Origin of the sequence: Micromonospora rosaria, from assembly GCF_001567585.1 — a bacterium.
Classification (GTDB): Bacteria; Actinomycetota; Actinomycetes; order Mycobacteriales; family Micromonosporaceae; genus Micromonospora; species Micromonospora rosaria.
On the sequence record NZ_LRQV01000119.1, the window covers coordinates 1 to 22,234 of the forward strand.

15 protein-coding genes are annotated in these 22,234 nt (G+C 72.0%); 6 read left to right on the forward strand and 9 right to left on the reverse strand.

What is annotated here, in order from left to right; all coding sequences use genetic code 11:
* The 5 genes from AWW66_RS24765 to AWW66_RS24785 all read right to left on the reverse strand — a co-directional run.
* The coding region (locus AWW66_RS24765) for a type I polyketide synthase (protein ID WP_157527866.1) at nucleotides 1-4,668 on the reverse strand (4,668 nt) is incomplete at its 3' end.
* 89 nt (nucleotides 4,669-4,757) lie between these two features.
* Entirely contained in the window at nucleotides 4,758-5,897 is a 1,140-nt protein-coding gene (locus AWW66_RS24770; RefSeq protein WP_067371039.1) for an acyl-CoA dehydrogenase family protein, read from the reverse strand.
* The gene (locus AWW66_RS24775; protein WP_211272089.1) at nucleotides 5,890-6,186 is read right to left on the reverse strand and encodes a phosphopantetheine-binding protein; all 297 of its coding nucleotides are present in this window, start codon (nucleotides 6,184-6,186) and stop codon (nucleotides 5,890-5,892) included. Before AWW66_RS24775 ends, AWW66_RS24770 begins: the two co-directional genes overlap by 8 nt.
* Nucleotides 6,179-7,204, reverse strand: a complete 1,026-nt coding sequence (locus tag AWW66_RS24780) for an HAD-IIIC family phosphatase (RefSeq protein WP_067371041.1) — start codon at nucleotides 7,202-7,204, stop codon at nucleotides 6,179-6,181. The genes AWW66_RS24775 and AWW66_RS24780 overlap by 8 nt, the downstream gene beginning before the upstream one ends.
* 109 nt (nucleotides 7,205-7,313) lie before the next feature.
* On the reverse strand, nucleotides 7,314-8,168 hold the full coding sequence (locus AWW66_RS24785; protein WP_067371042.1) for a 3-hydroxyacyl-CoA dehydrogenase family protein: 855 nt from the start codon (nucleotides 8,166-8,168) through the stop codon (nucleotides 7,314-7,316).
* Nucleotides 8,169-9,161: 993 nt separating this feature from the next.
* On the opposite strand from AWW66_RS24785, the gene AWW66_RS24790 reads away from it, so the two are divergent.
* Nucleotides 9,162-9,902: a methyltransferase gene (locus AWW66_RS24790; protein WP_211272091.1), complete on the forward strand. Its 741-nt coding sequence runs from the start codon at nucleotides 9,162-9,164 to the stop codon at nucleotides 9,900-9,902.
* Nucleotides 9,903-10,040: 138 nt separating this feature from the next.
* Here the strand turns inward: AWW66_RS24790 and AWW66_RS24795 are convergent, their stop codons facing one another.
* Both AWW66_RS24795 and AWW66_RS24800 read right to left on the reverse strand, forming a co-directional pair.
* Nucleotides 10,041-10,643, reverse strand: a complete 603-nt coding sequence (locus AWW66_RS24795; RefSeq protein WP_067371058.1) for a DUF1707 SHOCT-like domain-containing protein — start codon at nucleotides 10,641-10,643, stop codon at nucleotides 10,041-10,043.
* A 248-nt stretch (nucleotides 10,644-10,891) separates the two neighbouring features.
* Nucleotides 10,892-11,575: a hypothetical protein gene (locus AWW66_RS24800; protein ID WP_067371044.1), complete on the reverse strand. Its 684-nt coding sequence runs from the start codon at nucleotides 11,573-11,575 to the stop codon at nucleotides 10,892-10,894.
* A 55-nt stretch (nucleotides 11,576-11,630) separates the two neighbouring features.
* Between AWW66_RS24800 and AWW66_RS24805 the strand changes: the two genes are divergently transcribed.
* The gene (locus AWW66_RS24805; RefSeq protein ID WP_067371045.1) at nucleotides 11,631-12,380 is read left to right on the forward strand and encodes a MerR family transcriptional regulator; all 750 of its coding nucleotides are present in this window, start codon (nucleotides 11,631-11,633) and stop codon (nucleotides 12,378-12,380) included.
* Between the two features lie 122 nt (nucleotides 12,381-12,502).
* On the opposite strand, the gene AWW66_RS24810 is transcribed toward AWW66_RS24805, so the two are convergent.
* Complete coding sequence (locus AWW66_RS24810; protein ID WP_157527868.1) at nucleotides 12,503-12,817, reverse strand: hypothetical protein; 315 nt, start codon at nucleotides 12,815-12,817, stop codon at nucleotides 12,503-12,505.
* A 155-nt stretch (nucleotides 12,818-12,972) separates the two neighbouring features.
* A complete protein-coding gene (locus tag AWW66_RS24815) occupies nucleotides 12,973-13,542 on the reverse strand; it encodes a winged helix-turn-helix domain-containing protein (protein ID WP_067371048.1) in 570 nt (189 codons plus the stop codon).
* Between the two features lie 314 nt (nucleotides 13,543-13,856).
* Here AWW66_RS24815 and AWW66_RS24820 point away from each other — a divergent pair, with 314 nt between their 5' ends.
* From AWW66_RS24820 to AWW66_RS24835, 4 genes are all read left to right on the forward strand, one after another.
* Nucleotides 13,857-14,654: a thioesterase II family protein gene (locus AWW66_RS24820; protein ID WP_067371049.1), complete on the forward strand. Its 798-nt coding sequence runs from the start codon at nucleotides 13,857-13,859 to the stop codon at nucleotides 14,652-14,654.
* 75 nt (nucleotides 14,655-14,729) lie between these two features.
* Nucleotides 14,730-14,942, forward strand: a complete 213-nt coding sequence (locus AWW66_RS24825) for an MbtH family protein (RefSeq protein WP_067371051.1) — start codon at nucleotides 14,730-14,732, stop codon at nucleotides 14,940-14,942.
* 129 nt (nucleotides 14,943-15,071) lie between these two features.
* Complete coding sequence (locus tag AWW66_RS24830) at nucleotides 15,072-15,827, forward strand: thioesterase II family protein (RefSeq protein WP_067371053.1); 756 nt, start codon at nucleotides 15,072-15,074, stop codon at nucleotides 15,825-15,827.
* 58 nt (nucleotides 15,828-15,885) lie between these two features.
* On the forward strand, nucleotides 15,886-22,234 hold a 6,349-nt coding region (locus AWW66_RS24835), incomplete at its 3' end, for a non-ribosomal peptide synthetase (RefSeq protein ID WP_211272092.1).

Genomic DNA, 22,234 nt, shown 5'->3' on the forward strand with positions numbered 1-22,234 from the left:
GACCCGCGGCTGCGGGACCGTGGTGGCCACGGGCACCGCCGGAGGTACCGGGGGTGCCGGCGCCACCTCGGCGGGCCGGTGGTCGAGGACGAAGTCGGCCAGCAGGCCGGGCGTGTAGAGGGACTCGAAGAACGCCTTGATCGGGATGTCGATGGCGTACTCGGCCTCGACGCGCTTGCCCAACTGGACGAGCATCAGCGAGTCGATGCCCAGCGCGAAGAGCTGCACCGACTCGTCGATCGCGTCGACGCTCACCCCGGTGACCTGGCTGACACACTGCTTGACGAACAGGAGCACCGGCTCGCGATCGGCCATCCGCTGGACACCGCTCCCTTCCAGTTCGGCGACGGCGGGCCGCGCCACGTCTTCGGCGACGGCCGACCGCGCCACCTCATCGGCGACGGCCGACCGGGTTACGTCTTCGGCGACGGCCGACCGGGTTACGTCGGTGCGCGCCGGGGCGCGGTCGGAGAACCAGATCCGCTGCCGGTCGAACGGCGTGCGCGGCAGGTCGCGGACGAGGGTGCCGGCCGCACCGGGCAGCCGGTCGTACTCCAGCGACCGGCCCCACTGCCAGAGTTCGGCCGCGCTCTCCAGCAACTGCCGGCAGTCCGAACGTCCCTTCCGCAGGCTCGGGACGACGATGGCGGTGTCCGCGAACTCCTGCGCGATCAGGCCGCCGACCGTGGCCGTCGCGCCGACCTCGACGAAGACCCGCGAGCCGCGGTCGATCGCGGCGCCGACGGCCGCCCGGAACAGGACCGGCTCGACCAGGTGCCGGCTCCAGTACGCCGCGTCGATCGGCGCGTCCGCGGTGACCGGCTCGCCGGTCCGCGTCGAGATCCACGTGATGGCCGGCGGGTCGAACTCGTGGTGCCGGATCTGCTCGTACAGGTCGTCGGCGGCCTGGGCCATCAGGACCGAGTGGTACGGGTGCGAGACGTCCAGCCGCTCGGTGAAGATCCGCTGCTTGCGCGCGGCCTTCAACACCCGGGTCATGCTCTCGGCGGACCCGGCGATGGTGGTGTTCTCGGCGGCGTTGACCGCGGCGACGGAGACGTCGGGGTAGTCGGCCAGGAGCTGCTCCGCCCGTTCCCGGGAGCACAGCAGCGTCGCCATGGAGCCGTCGCCGGTCGAGGCCGCCACGACCCGCGCCCGGCGGGTCACCAGGTCGACCGCCTGGGTGAGACTCATGACGGAGGCGAAGCAGGCCGCGGCGTACTCGCCGATGCTGTGGCCGATCACGGCCGACGGGGTGACGCCGAGCGCCTGCCAGTACCGCGCGAGCGCCAACCCGACCGCGAAGATCATGGGCTGGGTGTGCCGCGGTGACCGGAACGACGCCTCGTCGTCGCCGAACATGGCCTCGATCGGGGAGACGTCGCCGATCCGGCGGAACACCCGGTCGATCTCGTCCAACTCGCGCCGGAACAGCTCGGCGTGCTGGTACAGCTCCCGCGCCATGCCCGGGTACTGCGTGCCCTGGCCGGAGAAGACGAACACCTGGCCCGGGTCCACCGGATCACGGGTGGTCCCGGCGGCCAGCGCCGCCTCGACCGCGGCCGGGATGCCGGTGACGGAGTCGCAGACCAGTGCCGCCCGGTGTCGCAGGCCCGCTCGTCGGGTACCCAGCGTGTGGGCGATGTCGGCGAGGTCGGCGGTGGTGCCCTCGCTCCACTCGGCCAGGTTCCGCAGGGCGGTGCGCAGCCCCGCGTCCGACTTCGCGGAGACGGGCAGCAGGCGCGGCAGACCGGAGGACGCGGGCGGCGCGGGGCGCGGCTTCGGCTGGTACTCCTCCACGATCATGTGGGCGTTGCTGCCGCTGATGCCGAAGGAACTGATCCCGGCGCGACGCCGGCCGCCGGTCGGCTGCCACGCGATCTCGTCGGCCACCACCTCGATCGGGGTGGCGTCCCAGTCGATCAGGCGGTTGCCCTCGCGGAAGTGCAGGGTGGCCGGGAGGCGGCCGTGCTGCATCGACACGATCACCTTGCACAGCGCCGCCATACCCGCGGCGGACTCCAGGTGCCCGAGGTTGGATTTGACGCTGCCGACGTACAGCTTGCCGGTCCGGCCGGCGAAGACCCGGGCCAGGGCGTTGAGCTCCTGCGGGTCGCCGATCGGCGTACCCGACCCGTGGGCCTCGACGTAGGAGACGTCCTCGATCCCGACGCCCGCCTCGGCCATCGCGGCCTCGACCGCGCGTTGCTGGGCGGCGCCGCTCGGGACGGTGAACCCACCGCCCTGACCGTTGTGGTTGATCGCCGATCCGCTGATCACGGCCAGGATGTCGTCGCCGTCGCGTTCGGCGTCGGAGAGCCGCTTGAGGATGACGACCGTCCCGCCCTCGCTGCGGATGTAGCCGTCGGCGCCGTCGTCGAAGCTGCGGCACCGCCCGGTCGGCGACAACGCCTGCAGCCGCGACCACGACACGTGGCCCTCCGGGCTGAGGATCAGGTTCACCGCCGCGGCGACGACCATGTCGCAGCCGCCCTGCCGCAGCTCCCGCCCGGCCTGGTGCAGCGCGTACAGCGAGGACGCGCAGGCCGCGTCGATCGCCTGGCTGGGACCGTCGAAGCCGTAGCTGTAGGAGATCCGCCCGGCTGCCGAGTTGGCCATGTTGCCGGTGTAGGTGTACCGCTCGGCCGGGTGACCGAGGTTCTTGCCGACCTGGGTGTAGTCGTTGTTGTAGATACCGACGAAGACGCCGACGCGCCGGTCCCGCCCCGCCGTGGCCGGGTTGATCCCGGCGTCCTCGAGCGCCTCCCAGGTCAGCTCCAGCAGCAGACGCTGCTGCGGGTCGATCGACTCGGCCTCGGCGGGCGAGATGCTGAAGAACAGCGGGTCGAACTGGTCCACCTGGTCGAGGTAGCCGCCCTGGGTGGTGGTCACCTCGCTGGTGTCCAGGTCGCTGTGCGACCACCGGTCGGCGGGTACCTCCCGGACCACGTCGACCTTGCCGCTGAGCGTCTCCCAGAGCTGCTCCCGGGTGCTGATGCCGCCGGGCAGCCGGAACGCCATGCCGACCACCGCGACGGGCTCCGCGGCGAACGAGCCCGGCGACACCGGGGCGGCACTGCGCGCCCGGGTCGGCTCGCGGCCCCGCTCGACCCGGCGGGTCAGCTCGTCGGTGAGCGCGTCCGCGGTGGGGTGGTCGATGATGAACGTGCTCTCCAGCGAGACGCCGAGTTCCCGGGCCAGCCCGCTCTGGAGTTCGATCAACTGCATCGACGTGCAGCCCAGCTCGAACAGACTCTTGGCGTGGTCGTCACGGGCCAGCTCGGGGCCGATCCCGAGCACGCCCGCGACCTGCGCGGACACCAGGCTCGCCAGCGCCGGGCCGGTGGCGGCCGGCCGGGTCGGCGCGGCGTACGCCCCGGAGCCGGCCGACGCGGGCAGGTCCAGGTCGGGCAGGTCGATCGGCCGGCCGCGCCCGGCGAGCACCGGCTCCCAGTCCACCGCGACACCCTGCACGTGCGCCTCGGCAAGCGAGGTCAGGAAGTGTTCGATGCGCTGCTGGTCGCGGCGCAGCGAGGTGAGCACCGGCACCGTCGCGCCGACGGCTTCCACGGTCTGCCGCGTGGCCAGGGTCAGCACCGGGTGCGCGCTCAGCTCGACGAACGCCTGGTAGCCGTCGGCCAGCATCGCCCTCGTGGCGCTCTCGAAGAGCATCGGCCGGCGCAGGTTGTGGTACCAGTACTCCGCGTCCAGCCCGGCGGTGTCGAACGTCCCACCGGTCATGCCGGAGTAGAACGGGATGTCCGAGGTTCGCGGGCTGATCGACGCGAGCGAGGTCAGCACGGTGTCCCGTACCTCCTCGACGCGCGGCGAGTGCGCGGCCAGCGGCACGGATGTCACGTGCGCGTAGACGCCCGCGGCGCGCAACTGCTCGGCGGCGAGGGCGAGCACCGCGCTGTCACCGGAGACCACCACCGTGCGCGGCGCCATCACGCCGGAGACGTCGACGTCGTGGCCACGCTCGGCGAACCACGAGGTCACCTCGTCCACCGGCAGCGCCACCACGGCCATGCCGCCCCGGCCGGCCAGCGTCGACTGGGCGCGGCTCCACAGCACGGCGGTCTTCGCGGCGTCGTCCAGGGACAGCGCCCCGGACACGTAGGCGGCGGCGGCCTCGCCGATGCTGTGCGACACGACCGCGTGCGGCTCGACGCCGTAGGAGCGCCACAGCTCGGCGAGCGCGACCATGATCGCGAACAGCACCGGCTGCACGACGTCGGTCTGCTGGTACAGGTCCGGGGAGTCCGACCTCAGCACGTCGACCAGCGACCAGTCCACGTGTGGCGCCAGCGCGTCGGCGCAGTCCTCCACGCGCCGGGCGAACACCGGCGCGGAGTCGAGCAGCTCCTCGGCCATACCGGGCCAGACCGCGCCCTGGCCGGGGAAGACGAACGCCGGGCGGGCCACGGCCGCAGCCGTACCCCGTACCACGTGCGGGCTCGGCCGCCCCTGGGCGAGCAGGCGCAACGACGCGGCGAGGTCGTCGCCGCCCAGCAGCACGGCCCGGTGCGCGTGCGGCGGTCGGGCCGCCAGCGTGCGGCCCACGTCCAGGGGATCGACGCCGCTGTTCTCGACGAGGTCGCCCAGCCGCCCGGCGATGTCGCGCAGCGACTGCTCGGTCGGCGCGCCGAGGATCCAGGGAATGGTCACCGGTGCCTCACCACCCGGTCACACGGGGTGCTTGCCATGACGGTCTCCGGGGTGTTCGCGACGCGCGGGATCGGACACGGTTCATCGCCCTAGGCCTTCCGGGCGAACTTCTTGTAGCCGACGTCGGCGATCAGGATCTGCTGCAACTGGGAGGTGCCCTCGATGATTTCGAGGATCTTCGCCTCCCGGAACAGGCGTTCCGCCGGGTATCCCGACCAGCACCCGTTCCCGCCCAGCACCTGGACCGCGTCCGACGTCGCGCGCTGGGCGATCGTGGACGAGAAGTACTTCGCGATGATCGTCTCCGTGGCCGCGTCGGCGTCGCGCCGCGCGAGCGACCGGCCCGCGCTGCGACACAGCTCCCGGGCCGCGGCGACGTTGGTGACCGTGTCGGCGACCATCTTCTGCACCAACTGCTGGGTGCCAATCTTGACCCCGAACTGCTCACGGCGCGTCGCGTAGGAGCACATCTCCTCCAGCGCCGCCTGCGCCAGCGCGACACCAGCCCACGCGATGCTGTACCGGCCGTGCAGCAGGGCCGTGTTCACCACGAAGCCGAAGCCCGCGCCGACGCCGGCGATGAGGTTCTCGGCCGGCACCTCGACGTCGTCGAACTCGACCTCCGCGATGTGGGTCGCGCGGTTGCCCAGGAAGCCGGACATGGGCCGGGTCCGTACGCCGGGCATGTCGCGCTCCACCATGAACGCGCTCGGGACGCCGTTGTCGGACGCCAGCACCAGGAACAGGTCGGCGACACCGGCGAAGGAAATCCACTTCTTGCGCCCGTTGAGGACGAACGAGTCGCCTTTGCGGATGTACGACGTGGCGACCGAGGCCGCGTCCGACCCGGCGCCCTCCTCGGACAGCGCGAAACAGCCGATCTTCTCGCCGCGGGCGAGGGCGGCCAGGTACTTGCCCTTGAGCCGTTTCGACGCCAGATCCAGCAGCGTCCCGGCCACGATGGAGGTGTGGACGGTCAGCAACGCCCGGGTGGACGCGCAGGCCTTGCCGATCGCCTCGGTGAGTTCGCCGTACTCCAGCGGATCGAGGCCGAGTCCGCCCCACGCGGTCGGAATCGACGCGCCGAGGAAACCGTTCGCCGCCATCTTCGTGATGACGTCCTGCGGCAGGAACTCGTCACGGTCGAACTCCGCGGCCCGGGGCGCCAACTCGGTCTCGGCGAACAGTCTCGCTCGCGCGATGACGTCGGACCGGCCTGTGTCACTCACCGGCCGAAGCCTTCAGCTCACCGACCATGTCCGCGAGACGCCGGACCGAACTGAAGTTCTGCAGGATGATGTAGTCGTCCGGGACCTCGATGTCGAACGTCGACTCGACGTAGTGCAGGAGTTGCATCGCGAACAACGACGTGAAGTAGCCGCGCTCGAAGATGTTGTCCTCGTCGTCCAACTCGACGTCCTGGAACGCGGTCATGTTCTCCCGCAGGTATCCCCGGATCTTTGCCGCAGCATCCGCCACCATCACGTCGGCCATGTTCGCCACCACCTCGTCACGCATCGATCTTGACCTTGATGTACCCGGGGTATTCCGGGCGGACCGCGAGATCGTTCTCGTACAGGTAGTCGTTGCCCTCGCGCCACACGACGCGGAAGTTCGCCAACTGGTAGGTCACCAACATCTGGCGGTTCCGGTCGGTACGGCGGAAACGGGCGAAGAAGCGCTTCCCGTTCTCGGCGGCCCGGTTCAACAGAAAGGACAGCAGGACCGTGCCCACGCCCTTGGACACCGTCCGGCACGACATCAGCAGGAGGTTGACCGTCCAGCGGTCGTCCTGCTTCTCCACCAGCGCCACGCCGATCTTGCCGTACGAGCCGTAGCGGTCGGTCAGCTCGCAGACCCAGAGGTCGTGGTCGGGGCTGTGCATCAGCTCTTCGAGCTGCTGGTGCGAGTACTGGATGCCGGTGGAGTTCAGCTGGTTGGTGCGCTCGGTCAGCTCGGCGAGCCGCAGCAGGTCGCCGCCCTTCGCCCGGGAGATCGTGAAGATCATGTCGAGCCCGCCGAGGAACTCGTCCGAGGCTCCCTGGTGGGCGAGTTCCGCCTCGTTGCGTGCCTGGTCCTCCAGGTACATCTGCCGGCGTCGGGCGGCGTCCTCGGTCACCACCGTGGGCGACAGCCGCGGCATCGAGAGCATGCCGCCCAGATCCGCCGAGTCGATCGTCTCGACGTCCGGGTGGACGAAGGCGACCTCGTCGCGCTCGAACGGCTGGTCGTCCACGAACATGATCGTGTCGATGCCGATGTTCAGCTTCTCCCGGATCGCCGCGACGGAGCTGGACTTGCTGTTCCAGTTGATCTGCGGGTAGAGGAAGTACTCGGCGAGGCCGACCTCTTCGAGCTTGCGCAGCGCGTCGTCGTGGTTGTTCTTGCTGGCCACCGACTGGAGGATGCCGCGGGCGTCCAAGGTCTTGATCACGTTGACCACACCGTCGCGGAGGACGAGGTCATCGCCGGCCGACAGGGTGCCGTGCCACAGCGTGTCGTCGAGGTCCCAGACGACGCACTTCGCCATCTTCATGGATCGGAGTCCTCCAAGGGCTCGCTGCTCGGCGGTGCAGTGGATGACTGCATGGGTGACTCAGGGAGGTGGTTCAGCGGGGTGAGGAGGTTCGGTGGTACGGGTGGGCTCAGCGGGCCGCGTAGGTGTAGAAGCCCTGGCCGCTCTTCCGTCCCAGCAGGCCCGCGGCGACCATCTTCTTCAGCGTCGGGCAGGCGCGGAACTTGCTGTCCTGGAACTCCTCGTAGAGCACGTTCAGGGAGTTGACCACCGTGTCCAGGCCGATGAGGTCGGCGGTCTCCAGTGGCCCCATCTTGTGCCCGTACCCGAGCTTGAAGATGGCGTCGACCTGCTCCGGCCCGGCGACGCCGTCGTGCACCAGGAAGGCCGCCTCGTTCATGAACAGGTGCGACAGCCGGTTCGACACGAAGCCGGGCATGTCGTTGACCACGATGGATCGTTTGCCCAGCGAGCGGACGAACTCCTCGGCCTGCTTGATCGTGTCGTCCGACGTGTGGTAGCCGCGGACGACCTCCGCGCACTCCAGCAGCGGAACCGGGTTCATGAAGTGGATGCCGACGACGTTCTGGGGCCGTGGGGTGCAGGCGGCGAGCTTGGTGATGGAGATGCAGCTCGTGTTGACCGCGATCCGCACGCTCTCGCCACAGACGTCGCGGAGAGCGAGGTACAGCCGCTCCTTCGCGGCCAGGTCCTCGACGATGTTCTCGACGATCCAGTCGGCCCCGGCGAGTTCGCCGAGGTCGGCGCCGTAGCGGATGCGGCCGAGGATCTCGTCGGCCTTCCAGGCGGCTGCGGCCGGGGACATCATCCGGAACTTCCGGACGAGTTGCCGGAGATCGCGGGGCGCGGCGGCCAGCACGTCGGGATCGTGATCGGACAAGATCACGTCGTAACCGTTGGCCGCGCACGTGATGGCCACATCCTTGCCCATCACACCCGCGCCGATGACCCCTACTGTCGCCATTCCCTAGCCGCCCCCGGTAATGGTGGAAAAACGCACGCGCAGATACGCGGACGTCTTCCCAACATTCGTATTCGCACACCACGCGACGACGTCGGGCCCACTATCGACCCGGCGCTTCTTGCACGATTACCCCGTTGTTCGGATCCACTCCACGAATAAGTGGAACCCGGCAACAGGCTCTCGCTCCCCCACCGTCGCGAGTTGTGTCAGGTTCAGAACTTCGTGCGACGGATAATACACAGAGCCCTGCGGGCCGTAAAGGCACAACCGACGCTACGGTTCGTAGCCATCCAATTGCGGACCGCTTCTGGGCGACATCGTCTACCCCATCTGGTGATCATGCCGGTAACAATTCACACCCCAACGGCCAGGACATATCATCGTCAAAGCCTTCTGTTCTGCAGCATTACCGGTCAAAACCGGGCAGGAGTCGATATACGTAGATGATCCGCCGAGCCGCAGCGGCGCAACGAATTTTTTTCGCTCCACAGGGGACAGACCGCAAGCCTGCCGGCCAGCCACCTCGGCGCGCCCGTACGGCACCGGCCAAGGCGCGACGGCACAACCCTGCCGCACCGTCCTCAATCGAGACAATCAGAGTGAAGCGCGCGGACCGCCACCGCCCGGCGGGCCGATCCCGGGGGCAACTGAGCCCTCCCGGGGCAAGCCGGAAATCGGCACCATCGGACTCGACGCGTTCCACGCGCAGTTGGTCTCCGATTGAACACAACGCGCGAAGCCGGTACCGAATCCGCGATGCCCGGCCCACCTTCATCACACATAGCGACGCTCACTGCTCGGCCCGCCGCCGGCCGTCGGCTACCGTTCCGCTTTCCCCGGTCAGGGAGCACCGCTCACTGCTTGGCAACGACACCGTAAGGCGGTTACCGTGCCCCCAGCCGGCGCAGGGCTTTGCAGGTGCTAACCGGACCGGGCAACTGGCGTCACGGGTCGTCGGCCGCAATGACAAAATCCGAGCCCCGAGGAAGAATCATGGACCGAACGTTCGCTGACGACGTCGGCGATTGGCTGGTCGCCCAGGCCGACTCGCTCATCAAGGTCGGCGGCACCAAACAGCTCATGGGATCGACCTGGTCCGTGCTGCCCGAGGTGTGGCCCCCCGATCCGGCGACCGAGGTGTTCACCTCCGCGCTGCCCCTGGGTCCCGGCACCCGGTTCCTCGAGATCGGGTGCGGGGCGGGCGTGACGAGCGTGGTGGCCGCCATGCGCGGCTGCGAACGCGTCGTCGCGACCGACATCAACCCGGCCGCGGTCGCCAACACCGAACTCAACGCCAAGGCGCACGACGTCGGACCCAAGGTCGAGGCGCTGACCAGCGACCTGTTCCACGAACTCGGCCCCGAGGACGTCTTCGACCTGATCGTGTCCAACCCGCCCCTCGTTCGGGCGAGGGAGGACCGCGTCTACGACCGGCCGATCGAGCACTCGGTGTTCGACCCGGGCTACGCCCTCCACCAGCGCTTCTTCCACGAGGTGAAACCGCACCTCGCAGCCGGCGGCCACGTCTTCATGAACACCAGCGACACGATGGGTGACCCGTACTCCATCGTGGCCCTCGCGGTGCGGATGGGCTTCTCCGCGCGCAAACACCACTCGAACCGGATCGAGATCCCCGGGACGCTGATCGGGTGGACCCCTGCCATCGCCGCCGCCGCGGACGAGCGAGGGATGATCCACATCGATTCGTCGATCTACGAGTTCACACTGCTCTGAGCACGAGGAGGACGAGCCCGTCATTGCCACGGTGGGCACGGGCGGGACGACTCGTGCGGGTGTGGTGGGCTGGCGGCCAGATGCCCAGGTCGCCGACGACCTGGGCAACGCCGCCCTACCCGGGGGTGGTGACGGTGGCTACCGGCCGGAGCCCGGTGCCGACTGCTGGCCCAGCAACCAACGACGCCAGCCCACCACGTCCTTGCCGGAGCCCGTCGACCGGACCTTCACATCGCCGAGCAGGGTGTGCGCCCTGATCCGGATCCGCGGTGTTCCCGGCACCGGGGGGATCGGGGCCAGCTGGAGTTCACGGTCGCTGAGCAGGCCGATCCCGGCAAGCTCGACGTCCACCCCGTCGGGCACCGTTATCTTGATGTCGCCCAGGAGGCTCCACGCCTCGATCTCCACGACGGCCTCGGCGCAGACAGTCGTCCGCAGGTCGAGGTGGACATCGCCGAGCAGACTGAACGTCCGCAGCCGGGCCGGCAACCGCCACCGTCCCACCCGCCGCTGATCGCCGAGGATCGCGACCACGGTCGACACGGTCTGCGTACTCCCGACCGGAGGTGGCTGCACCACCACCCCGGCCATCGCCCGCTCCAGATCCTCGATGCGCTCGGCCGCCCACACCGCCCCGACCCGATCGCTGAACTCCTCCAGGGTCAGCCGGCCCTCGCCGACCGCCTCCCGCAGCGCCGTCGCGGCGGCCTCCTGCTCCAGCTCACTCGGTTGCCGTGACACCTGCTCAGGACGAGGCTCGATTTCCACCTTGTCGAGCCTACCGGCCCACACCCACCACTCGTTGAGGGGCTCAAGACCGGCCGATCCGGCACATGCTGCCGGGCCAGCCAAGGAACCGGTCGAACACGTACCCACAACCATCCGCGCTCCTGACGCTGACCTTCGCCTTGCTGCTGGTGCGCCGCCAGGGACTCGAACCCCGAACCCGCAGGTGAAGAGTCCGCAGCACCACCTGGCCATGGCGGGGTTTACCCCCGCGTGGCCGGCGGGGTCGTCCGGAGCAACCACCAGCCCAGAGCGCCGTACCAGAGCATCACCGGGAGGTGGAGGCCGTAGCCGAGCTGTTCCAGCGACGCCGACGGGCCGTCGGTCCCGGTCGTCCACGGCAGCAGGACCGCGGCGAGGCCGGAGACCGCGGCGATCACGCCGGCGCGGCGGAGCGCGGTGGGCAGCGGTACGCCGAGGGCGGTCGTCACGGTCGCGGCGACCCAGAGCAGCCCGGCCAGGTTGACCGTCCACTTGGCGGTGAGGATGACCGCCCCGGCCACCGTGGCGGCCGTCGGGTCGGTGGGGTCGGCGGCCAGTTGGGTCAGCGCCAGGTTCCCGGCGTCGTGCAGCAGGCCCGCCAGGCCCGCGCAGGCCAGCAACCCACCGGCGAGCATCCCCACCGGCGACCTATGCTCGCAGGGGCGGGCGGCCAGCACGAGCCCGGCCGCGAGCAGGGCGAGCCAGCCGACGACGTCGAGGCCCAGCCCGATCAGGTGCGACGCGACCCGGGTGTGCACGGCCGTCAGCACGGCGGCGGGGTCGGCCGGATTCAGGGTCAGCCCCATCGGTACGACGAGGGCCACGCCCGCGAGCATGGCCACCAGCGAACTCAACAGCAGCGTGCCCGTCAGCCGGGCCGGGAAGCGAGCGTCAGCGGCATTCATGGCGGCAGGCTAGAAGCCTGACGCAGGGGAAAGGTCAAGGCGGGAGGACGGCGCCGTGTGGCGGATCGGAGAGCTGGCGCGGATGGCCGGGGTGACCGAACGCACCCTGCGCCACTACGACAAGATCGGGCTCCTCGTGCCGGCCACGGTGGACCGCGCCACCGGCTACCGGTGGTACGGGGTGTCCGAACTGGCCCGGCTGGAACGCATCCGGGGACTGCGGCACCTCGGCCTGTCCCTGCGTCAGATCACCGACGTCGTGGACGCCCCCGACACGCACCTCCGGCAGGCCCTGGCCGACACCGTGGCCGACCTCTGGCGCGACATCGCGGCCAAGACCGCCACCGTGGCCGCAGCCGAGGACCGGCTCGCCGCACCGACGTCCGTCCTGCCCCAGTTGGCCTCGGTCGGCGCGCGCCGCCTGCACGTCCGGCACCTGCGCATCGCCCATCCGTCGGCGCTGGCCGCCCTGTGCCCCCCACCGCCGACGACGCTGCTCACCTGGCTCGACGGGCGACCCACCGGGGACTTCGTCGCGGCCGTCACCGCCGACGGCGGGGGCGACCGGCTCGACCTGCCCGCCCGTACGGTGGTGCGAACCGTCGTCCCACCGGCGACGGGGGTGGTCCGGGCCGGCCTCGACCTGTTCGACTGGCTGCACCGCCGTGGCCTGACCGTCGCCGGGCCCACCCTGGAGGAGCACCTGGTCGACGCCGACCACGCCGTCGCGACCATCCTGGAGATCCCCGTGCGGCCCGCGTCACCCCCGACCCGCCACCACACCGACCGGACTCGCCCACACTGAACCGCCCTGGCGCTACGACCAGCAGGCGCACCGTCTGTCGCTGCACAGCGTGCCCCCACCGCGCGGGAAGGGCCGCAACGGTGACCGCAGCGTCGCGGCCACCCGGCCGCCGGCCTGGGGCGTCAGCGATGCGGTGTGCGCGCCACCTGCCGTCGACGGCGGTCCACGAGCACCGTGAGCAGCGACAGCGCCACCACGGCAACCAGGGCCACGATCCCGGTCGCCGGACCGAGGTCATGGCTGAGGGGCGTGTAGAGGAAGACCACTATCCACAGCGCGGCGGACAGCAGCAGCCGGGTCACGCCGGCCTTGAACAGGGGATTCCGGGCCTCGCCCCGCCGCGTGGCGCGCCACCCGCGCACCACCTGCCAGAGCGCGTACACGCTCAGGGCGACGTTCGCGGCCACGAGAACGGCGAACATCGGGTCGTCAGCCACGTCAGCTCCCACGCCGGCCGGAAGGTCCGCCCACGGGCGCCACACTACCGACGATCACCACCGTCGTGGCGCCCCGGCACCGCCGGACGACAGGCGGATCGCCGACCGTGCCGACCGCCCCGGTCAGGCCCGCCCACCGCGCCGGTGGCCCCGGCTCAACTGGCCTGACGGCTTTCCGACCTCGGCGCGGGATGCTCCTCGACGTCCCCGGTGGCCCGGGACGTCGCCTCGTCGGTCGCGAGCTCCAGCAGGTAGCCCCGGCCCCAGGCGGTCCGGATGACCAGTCCGAGCGGCAGCAGCCGGCGGCGCAGCCGCATGATGTGCAGATCGAGCAGGTTCCTCGTGGGCCGGACCACCCGGTCGGAGAGCCGCTGGGTCAACTCCTCCCGGTAGACCACGTCGCCGAACTGCTCGATCAGCATCTCCATCAACACGGCCTGCGCGCTGGAGATCGTGATCGACGCGGCCCCCATGGAGAGCTTCCCGGCCGAGTCGAGAACGGGTAGTCGACGACTGACGAGCCGGTTCCTCAACGTGATGACGCGGGCGTTGAGGTCGACCCGGGAGATGGGCGCACGCACCCAGTCCTCGATCGGGTCGTCGCAGATCGGCGGCTCAGCTCCCGCCTCGACCACCAGCAGTCGCGGGACGCCGTCGCGTCTCGCCTGGTTCCGCAGGTCGCTCTGCGCCGGCCAGCGGACGAACATCACGCCACTGGGTGCCATCACAGCGCACCCCCTTCCCGGTCGCCGGGCTGTCCGCGTACGACGGCATCCCACACGTCCACCAGCGTGTCCTTGGGGTGGTGCCCGGTCTCCGCGTTGCTCATCTCGTCCCTTCGCCGGGGTCCGGTCGTCCCGTCGCCGGAGGTCCGCCGGAGCGGGCAGGGCCGTTCCGCGCCCGCGTGGCGATGTCTGGATGATTCGGCGCGGGCCCGGTCGGGAGCATCCGTGATCAGCGCCGTTACGCCAGCCGGCTGGCCCGTAACCACGGCCATCGCGGATGTCGCGTCCTCCACCGGCCGACAGGCTGGGCGGCGATGAGTACCGACGGACGTATCCTGACCGGCCGCTGGCTGCGGGTCATCCGGGCCAGCCCCGCGCCACGACTGCGCCTGCTCTGCTTCGCCCACGCCGGCGGCAGCGCGAGCTTCTTCCGCACCTGGGCGCCCGCCGTGCCCGGGGACGTGGAGCTGATCGCCGTCCGGTACCCCGGCCGGGAGGACCGCATCCTGGAGCCGCCGGCCACCACGATGCCGCAGCTGGCGACGCCGATCGCGGAGGTCGTCGCGGAACTGCGCGGCGTACCCCTGGTGCTCTTCGGCCACAGCATGGGTGCCCTGGTCGCCTACGAGGTCGCCCGCCGGCTGCCTGCCCGGCACCTGACCGGCCTGTTCGTCTCGGGCCGGGCGGCACCCGGCGCGGGTGGGTCGGAGGGGCTGGCGACGGCCGACGACGACGCGCTGATCGATTCCCTGGCCGAGCTGGGCCACACCCCGGCGGAGTTCCTGACCCGGCCGGAGCTGCGGGACCTCGTCCTGCCCGCCTACCGGGCCGACTGCGGCATCGTCGAGGGGTACGACCGGGAGCGAGCCGGGCGGGCCGCCGAGGCGCTGCCGATCCCCGTGACGGCCTACCACGGCGTCGACGACCGCGACGTCAACGACCGGGACGCCGCCGGCTGGGCCTCGGTGACCCGCTCCGACTTCGACGTACGGGCCTTTCCGGGCGGACACTTCTACCTGGTCGAGCACGCCCACACGCTGGTGTCGGACCTGCTCTCGCGGGCCGCCGGACCACTGCCGGCGCGGGCGGCCGACACGGGCCGGACGGCATAACTGTGGTCATCCCCGATGTCCGCACGACGCCACCGGCCCGACCCTGGGGTGGCACCGCATCATCCCGACCGAGGAGTGAGCGTGAATCCCTTCGACGATCCTGACGGCGAATTCCTGGTCCTGGTCAACGACGAGGGACAGCACTCGCTCTGGCCGTCCTTCTGCGACGTGCCGCAGGGCTGGCACGTCGCGCACGACCGGGACACCCGGGCCGCGTGCCTGGACTACGTGGAGCGGAACTGGACCGACCTGCGGCCCAAGAGCCTGATCGAGGCGATGGGCGGGTGACCGGCACGGCGTGACCCGGGCCTCCGCACGGGTCGACGACGGGAGGGCGGCGGGAATCGAACGCGCCGGGCGGTACGGCCCGGCGCGGCGACCCGGGCGACCGGGAGGGCTACCGAGAAAGGCGGTGGGATGGGCCGGACACGGCACCGGGGCTGGCTGCGCCCCGTGACCCACGCCGTCGCCCCGTCCCTGCGCGTGGTCTGCTTCCCGCACTCCGGCGGGTCGGCGGCGTCGTTCGCCGGATGGGCCGCGCTGATGCCCCCCGACGTCGAACTCGTGGCGGTGCAGTACCCGGGACGCGGTGATCGGTTCCTCGAGCCGCTGGTGGACGACGTGCCGGCGATGGCCGGTCACGCCGCCGCGGAGCTGCTGCGCCTGCCGGACCGCGACCAGATCCTGTTCGGGCACAGCCTGGGCGCGGTGGTGGCCTACGAGACGGCCCTGGCGCTGCGGGACACCGGCGCGGAGCCGCGAGCGCTCTGCGCCTCCGCGTGCCTGCCCCCGGGCCGGATGAAGGACCCGACCATCCACCTGGCACCCGACGACCGCTTCTGGGAGACCCTGTGCGGGCTGGGTGGCATCGAGCCGGGGATCGCCGGCAACGCCGAGCTGCGTGAGCTGCTGCTGCCGGCGCTGCGCTCGGATCTGCGGGCACATACAACCTACCGACCACGGCCCGGTGCCCGGCCGCTGTCGTGTCCGGTCACCTGCTACCACGGTGCCGGCGACCCGCTCGTGGACGAGGCCGGGCTGGCGGACTGGGCCGCCGTCACCTCGGGTGAGTTCACGCTCCGGGTACGACCCGGCGGGCACTTCCACCTGGCCAGCGACGCCGGTGGGCTGATCTCGGACGTCCTGCGCCAGAGGTCCCGGCCGACGGGGTGAGCGCCGGGTGATCCGAAGCACCGACCGCGAAAGGGATACGTGGATGGGGCAGAGCCCTGTGACGTCAGCGCAGGAGGCCATGTGGCTGGCGCAGGAGTTCGCACCGGAGCGGCCGAACAACGTGGTCTCGCTGTGGGATGTCGACGGTGAGCTCGACGTGCCGCTGCTCACGGCGACGGTCACCACGGTGGTCGCCGAGGCCGGTGCCCTGGCGGTGAACTTCCGCCGCGACGACGACCGGCTGTGGCTGGTCCCCCACGACCTGCGGAACTGGAGACCGTTCCACGTCGACGTGAGCGGCGCCGACGACCCGGCCGCCGCCGCGCGCGAGCTCGTGGCCGACCTGGCGGCCCGGCCGTTCGACCTCGGCACGGACGCGCTCCTGCGCATCGGGTCGGTCCGCCTCGGGCCCACCCGGCACCTCCTGGTCCTGGCCTTCCACCACATCCTCACCGACGCGTTCGGGGTGCTCGACCTGCTGTCCCAGCGGATCGCGCAGGTCTACCGGGCCCGGCGGGACCACACCCCCGTCCCCGGCGACGTCGCGTGGTCTCCGACCGACGCGGGTGAGGCAGACCGCCGGTACACGTCCTCGCATCGGTTCGCCGACGCCGAACGCTTCTGGCAGGGTTACCTCGCCGGGGAACCGACCGCGGCGCAGCTACCCACCGGCGTCCGGCCGGCGGCCGGCACCCCGGCGGTGGAGGCCGGGGAATGGGACGCCCTGACCCGCCCGCTGGGCATGACGACCCGCACCACGACGGTCCCGGCCGCCGAGGTGGCCGCCTGGCGACGTGCCGCGCAGGCGTCGGACACGACCGTCGAGGACCTGCTCGCCGCGGCGGCCACGGCCTACCTGCGGCACCTGTGCGACGTGACCAGACCACTGCACACCATCACGGTCAACCACCGCACCGGTCCGCTGCGCCGGTCGCTCGGCCTGTTCTCCAACCGGGTGCCGATCCAGGTCCAGGTCACCCCCCGCACCAACCTCGTGGACCTGGCCGCGGCCCTGCGCCGGGAACGCCTGGCCGTGCTCCGGCACGCCCGGCACGAGACCGCGTTGATCAGACGAGCCACCGGGCGGGCCGCCGACGCCCGCAGCCCGTTCGGCGCCATCGTCAACATCATCCCGTTCGTCGAGGCGCTCGACCTGGCGGGCAGCGTGGCACGCTTCGCCGGCGGCACCTTCGGCCTCGCCGACGAGATCATGATCAGCGTCTACCCCGACGGCACCCCCGCCAGCGACCTCCACGTGCGTTTCGACGCGCCGAGCACGCTGTACGACGAGCCGGACGTCGCCGGTCTGGCCAGCAGGTTCGTGACCTTCCTCCGCGCCACGATGGCCGACCCGGCGGCACCCGTGGGCGGCGGCGCGCTCGACGCCGACGAGCGGCAGGCGCTGCTGGCCCGGTGCGCGGGCCCGGCCGTCACCCGGCCGGACGTGACCCTGACCGAGCTGCTGGAGCGGCAGGCTCGCGCCACCCCCGACGCGACCGCCGTGCGCTTCGGCAGCGACAACCTCACCTACCGGGACCTGGCCGACCGGTCCGGCCGGCTCGCCCGCCTGCTGACCGAGGCCGGCGCGGGACCGGAGCGGTTCGTCGCGGTGGCCGTCCCCCGGTCGCTGGAGCTGGTCGTGGCGCTGGTCGCGGTGCTCAAGGCGGGTGCGGCCTACGTGCCCGTCGATCCGGACTACCCCGCCACCCGGGTACGGTTCATGCTCGCCGACGCGCGGCCCGCCCTGCTGCTGGGCGTCACGGAGACCGTCGCGGCGCTCGGCACGACCGGCATCCCCGTGATCGCAGTGGACAAGGCGCCGCTGGCCGACGGGCCGACGACGGTCACCCCCCACGCCACCGCGAACCCGGCGTACATGATCTACACGTCGGGATCGACGGGACAGCCCAAGGGCGCGATCGTCTCCCACGCCGCGATCGTCAACCGGCTGCTGTGGATGCAGGACCGGCACCCGCTGGACCCCACCGACCGGGTGCTGCAGAAGACGTCGACCTCCTTCGACGTGTCGGTCTGGGAGATCTTCTGGCCCCTGATCACCGGCGCCACCCTGGTGCTCGCCCGCCCGGACGGCCACCGCGACCCCGCCTACCTCGCCGAGGTGATCCAACGGCACGCGATCACGGTGCTCCACTTCGTCCCGTCGATGCTCGCCGAGTTCGCCACCCCCGACGCCGCCGCCTCCTGCACCAGCCTGCGCCGCGTCGTCTGCAGCGGCGAGGCGCTCCCCGCCGACCTCGCCGCCCGCTTCCACCGGCTCTTCGCCGTGCCGCTGCACAACCTGTACGGGCCGACCGAGGCCGCGGTGGAGGTCGCCGCCTGGCAGTACCGGCCGGACGCCACCACGGTCGCGATCGGCACCCCCATCGACAACCTCACGCTGCTCGTGCTGGACAGCGACCTCCGGCTCGTCCCCCACGGGGTACGCGGCGAGCTGTACATCGCGGGCGCCGGCCTCGCCAGGGCCTACCACGCCCGTCCGGGCCTCACCGCGCACCGTTTCGTCGCCAACCCGTTCGGGCCGCCCGGGCAGCGCATGTACCGCACCGGTGACCTGGCCCGCTGGAACACCGACGGGGACCTGGAGTTCCACGGACGCGTGGACCACCAGGTCAAGATCCGCGGCTTCCGGGTCGAGCCCGCGGAGGTGGAGGCGGCGCTGGCCGCCCACCCCGGGATCTCGACGGCCGCCGTCCTCGCCCGGGCCGGCCGCGGCGCCGACGGCGCGGCCCAACTGGTCGCCTACGTCGTGCCGGCGATCTCCCGCAGCGTCGGGCACGACGACACGACCTGGGACCTGCACGCCGGCCTGGACCTCACCGAGGTGCGCGGCTTCCTCGCGGCCCGGCTACCGGCGCATCTCGTCCCCGCCGCCGTCGTCGTCCTGGACCGGATGCCGCTGGGCACCAGCGGCAAACTCGACCGCACCGCCCTGCCGGAGCCGGAGTTCGTCGCACGCGCCTACCGGCCACCCCGGACGGCGCGGGAACGCCTGCTGGCCGAGGCGTTCGCCCAGGTGCTCGGGCTGAGCCAGGTCGGGCTGGACGACGACTTCTTCACCCTCGGCGGGGACAGCATCCGCGCGATCCAGGTGGTGGCCCGCGCTCGCGCCGACGGCCTGACGTTCAGCCCGCGCACCGTGTTCGAGTGCCGTACCGTCGCCGCGCTGGCCGACGCCGCGACCCGCGACACCACCGCGACGCTCGCCGAACTCGACGGCGGCGGTGTCGGTCTGCTGCCGCTGCCGCCGATGGCCCGGCTGATCGCCGACCGTGGTCCCGGCCTGGACCGGCTGGCCCAGTGGCTGGTCCTGGAACTGCCGGCCGGGCTGGACCACGACGGCCTGGTCACGACGATCGGCGCGGTCCTCGACCGGCACGACGTGCTGCGCTCCCGGCTGGTCGACGACGGCCTCCTCGTGCACCCGCCCCGGACGGTGCCGGCGGCCGGCCTGATCCGGCGGGTGTCCTGTCCCGGCGAGTGGACCGGCCCGGCCTGGCCGGCCCTGCTGCGCGCCGAGGCGGCCGTCACGGTGCGGGACATCGACGCGCGGGCGGGACGGATGCTCCGGCTGGTGTGGTTCGAGCCACGGACCGACGCGCCGGGCCGCCTCCTGGTGGCGGCGCACCACCTCGTGGTCGACGGGATGAGCTGGCGGGTGCTGCTGCTCGACCTGGCCCACGCCTGGCAGCAGGTCCGGGTGGGCGCGGCGCCGGTGCTGCCCGCCGTCGGCACCTCCCTGCGGCGCTGGTTGCGGGCGCTGTCCGACGAGGCGGCGCGGCCGGAACGCGCGGCCGAGCTACCGCTGTGGCGGGACCTGCTCGCCGGAGCGGCCCACCCGGTCGGAACCCGACCGCTGGACCCGGCGGTGGACGTCACCGCGCACACCGACACCGTCCGGATGTCGCTGCCCGCCGACCTCACCGCGGCGGTGCTGACGTCGGTACCCCGGGCGTACCGCAGCGGCGTCGACGACGTGCTGCTCACCGCCCTGGTCCTGGCGGTGGCCCGCCACCGGCGCGGCAGCACCGACGCCCCGACGGTGGTACGGCTGGAGGGACACGGGCGGCACGAGGATCTCGTGCCCGGCGCCGACCTCTCCCGTACCGTCGGCTGGTTCACCAGCCTGCACCCCGTCAGGTTCGACCTCGCCGGCATCGACGTCGCCGAGGCGATCGCCGGCGGACCCGCCGCCGGGCAGGCGCTCACGCGCGTCAAGGAGCAACGACGCCGGCTACCCGCCGACGGCAACGGCTACACCCTGCTGCGCTACCTCAACGACGACACCGCAGCGGAGCTGCGCCACTACCCGGCGGACGACATCGGCTTCAACTTCCTCGGCCACTTCGCCGCCGACGCCCCCCGGACGGGTGACCACGCCGGCTGGACCCCCGCCCCGGAGTGCGACGCGCTGGTGGCCGCACCCCACCCGGCGATGCCCGCGCTCAGCGCGCTGGAGGTCAACGCCCTGGTGACCGGGGCCGGCGACGACGCGCAGCTCACCGCCCTGTTCACCTTCGCCACCGGGGTCCTCACCGCCGACGAGGTCCGCGACCTGGCCGACACCTGGTCCACCGCCCTGCGCGGCCTGCGGACGCTGGTGGCCACCGGCGGGACCGGGCTCACCCCGTCCGACGTGCCGCTGGTGCGGGTCACCCAGGCCGACCTGGACACCTGGCGGCAGCGGTTCGGTCCGCTGGGCGACGTGTGGCCGCTCACCCCGCTGCAGGCGGGCCTGCTGTTCCACACGATGCTCGGCGACCCGGCCGCCGGCGCGTACCAGACCCAGTTCGTGTTCCGGCTCACCGGCCCGGTGGACGCGACCCGCCTGCGCGCCGCAGGCCAGGCCCTGCTCGACCGGCACCCGAACCTGCGGGTGGCCTTCCCGTCGGCCACCGACGGTGAGCCCGTACAGGTCGTCGTGGACGACGTCGCCCTGACCTGGAATCACCTGGACCTCACGGGCCACCCCGCAGCCGAGAAACAACTCGAGGAGATCCTCACCGCCGAGCGCACCACCCCCTTCGACGTCGACCGGCCACCGCTGCTGCGGCTCACCCTCGTCACGATCCGACCGGACCGAGCCGAACTCGTGCTCACCGCCCACCACGTGCTGTTCGACGGCTGGTCGGTACCGCTGATCGGACGGGAGCTCATGCGGTCGTACGCGGCGCACGGCGGCGAGCCGGCCGCGCCGTCGACCGCCGGCTACCAGGACTTCCTGCGCTGGTTGTCGCGGCAGGACCCGGTACGGTCGGCGGACGCCTGGCGGGACGAACTGGCCGGGGTGACCGAGCCGACCCTGCTCGCGCCGGGCCCCCGCCGGCACCGCGCCGGCAGCGGCGCGGTGACCGCCGCGCTGTCCAGCGAGGACGCCGCCCTGCTCGCCCGCCGCGCCGCCGCGCTCGGCGTCACCGTCAACACCCTCGTCCAGGGCGCGTGGGCGATCGTGCTCGCCGGACTGACCGGACGCGACGACGTGGTCTTCGGCGCGACCGTGGCGGGACGGCCCGCCGACCTGGCGGGCGTCGACGACGCCATCGGCATGTTCATCAACACCGTGCCGGTCCGGGTGCGGTGCGCACCCGCCGACGACCTGCCGCACCTGCTGCGGCGCCTGCAGGACACCCAGGCCGCGCTGGGCGAACACCACCACCTCGGACTGGCCGACATCCAGCGCTCGACCGGACTCGGCACGCTGTTCGACACCCTCATGGTGTTCGAGTCGTTCCCCGTCGACCGGGCCGGCGTCGCGGCCTCGGACCTGACCGTGACCGGTATCCGACCGCACGCCCCGACCCACTACCCGCTGACCGTCATCGCCGCCGCCGACCCGCTGCTGCGGCTGACCCTGCAGTACCAGCACGACGCCCTCGACCAGCGCGAGGCGGTCGCCGTCGCCGACCGGCTGACCCGGGTGCTGCGGCAGATCGCGGCGCGACCACGGACCACCGTCGGCGCGATCGACATCCTGACCGACGACGAGCGCGACCGGGTCCTGCACCGGTGGAACGACACCGCAGCCGACGTACCCCACGCCACCGTCGCCGACCTGATCGCCGCGCGGGCCACGGCGACACCGGACGCGGTCGCCGTCGAACACGACGGGCACACCCTGACCTACCAGCACCTCGACGAACGGGCCAACCGGCTGGCGCACTGGCTCATCGGGCGCGGCGTCGCCCCCGAGTCCCGGGTCGTGGTGCTGCTGCCCCGGTCGCCCGACCTGGTGGCGGCGCTGCTGGCGGTGGGGAAGGCCGGCGCCGCCTACGTCCCGGTGGACCCCGGGTACCCGGCCGCCCGGATCCGCACCGTGATCGAGGACAGCCGGCCGGCGCTGGTGCTGGATCCACCCACACTGGCCGAGGCCGACCTGTCCACCCACCCCA

Coding starts and splice junctions, on each gene's coding strand:
- AWW66_RS24785 (WP_067371042.1), bottom strand. CDS start 8,168: ATGGCGACAGTAGGGGTCATCGGCGCGGGTGTGATGGGCAAGGATGTG.
- AWW66_RS24820 (WP_067371049.1), top strand. CDS start 13,857: ATGAGTACCGACGGACGTATCCTGACCGGCCGCTGGCTGCGGGTCATC.
- AWW66_RS24790 (WP_211272091.1), top strand. CDS start 9,162: ATGGACCGAACGTTCGCTGACGACGTCGGCGATTGGCTGGTCGCCCAG.
- AWW66_RS24800 (WP_067371044.1), bottom strand. CDS start 11,575: ATGAATGCCGCTGACGCTCGCTTCCCGGCCCGGCTGACGGGCACGCTG.
- AWW66_RS24830 (WP_067371053.1), top strand. CDS start 15,072: ATGGGCCGGACACGGCACCGGGGCTGGCTGCGCCCCGTGACCCACGCC.
- AWW66_RS24775 (WP_211272089.1), bottom strand. CDS start 6,186: ATGCGTGACGAGGTGGTGGCGAACATGGCCGACGTGATGGTGGCGGAT.
- AWW66_RS24780 (WP_067371041.1), bottom strand. CDS start 7,204: ATGAAGATGGCGAAGTGCGTCGTCTGGGACCTCGACGACACGCTGTGG.
- AWW66_RS24815 (WP_067371048.1), bottom strand. CDS start 13,542: ATGGCACCCAGTGGCGTGATGTTCGTCCGCTGGCCGGCGCAGAGCGAC.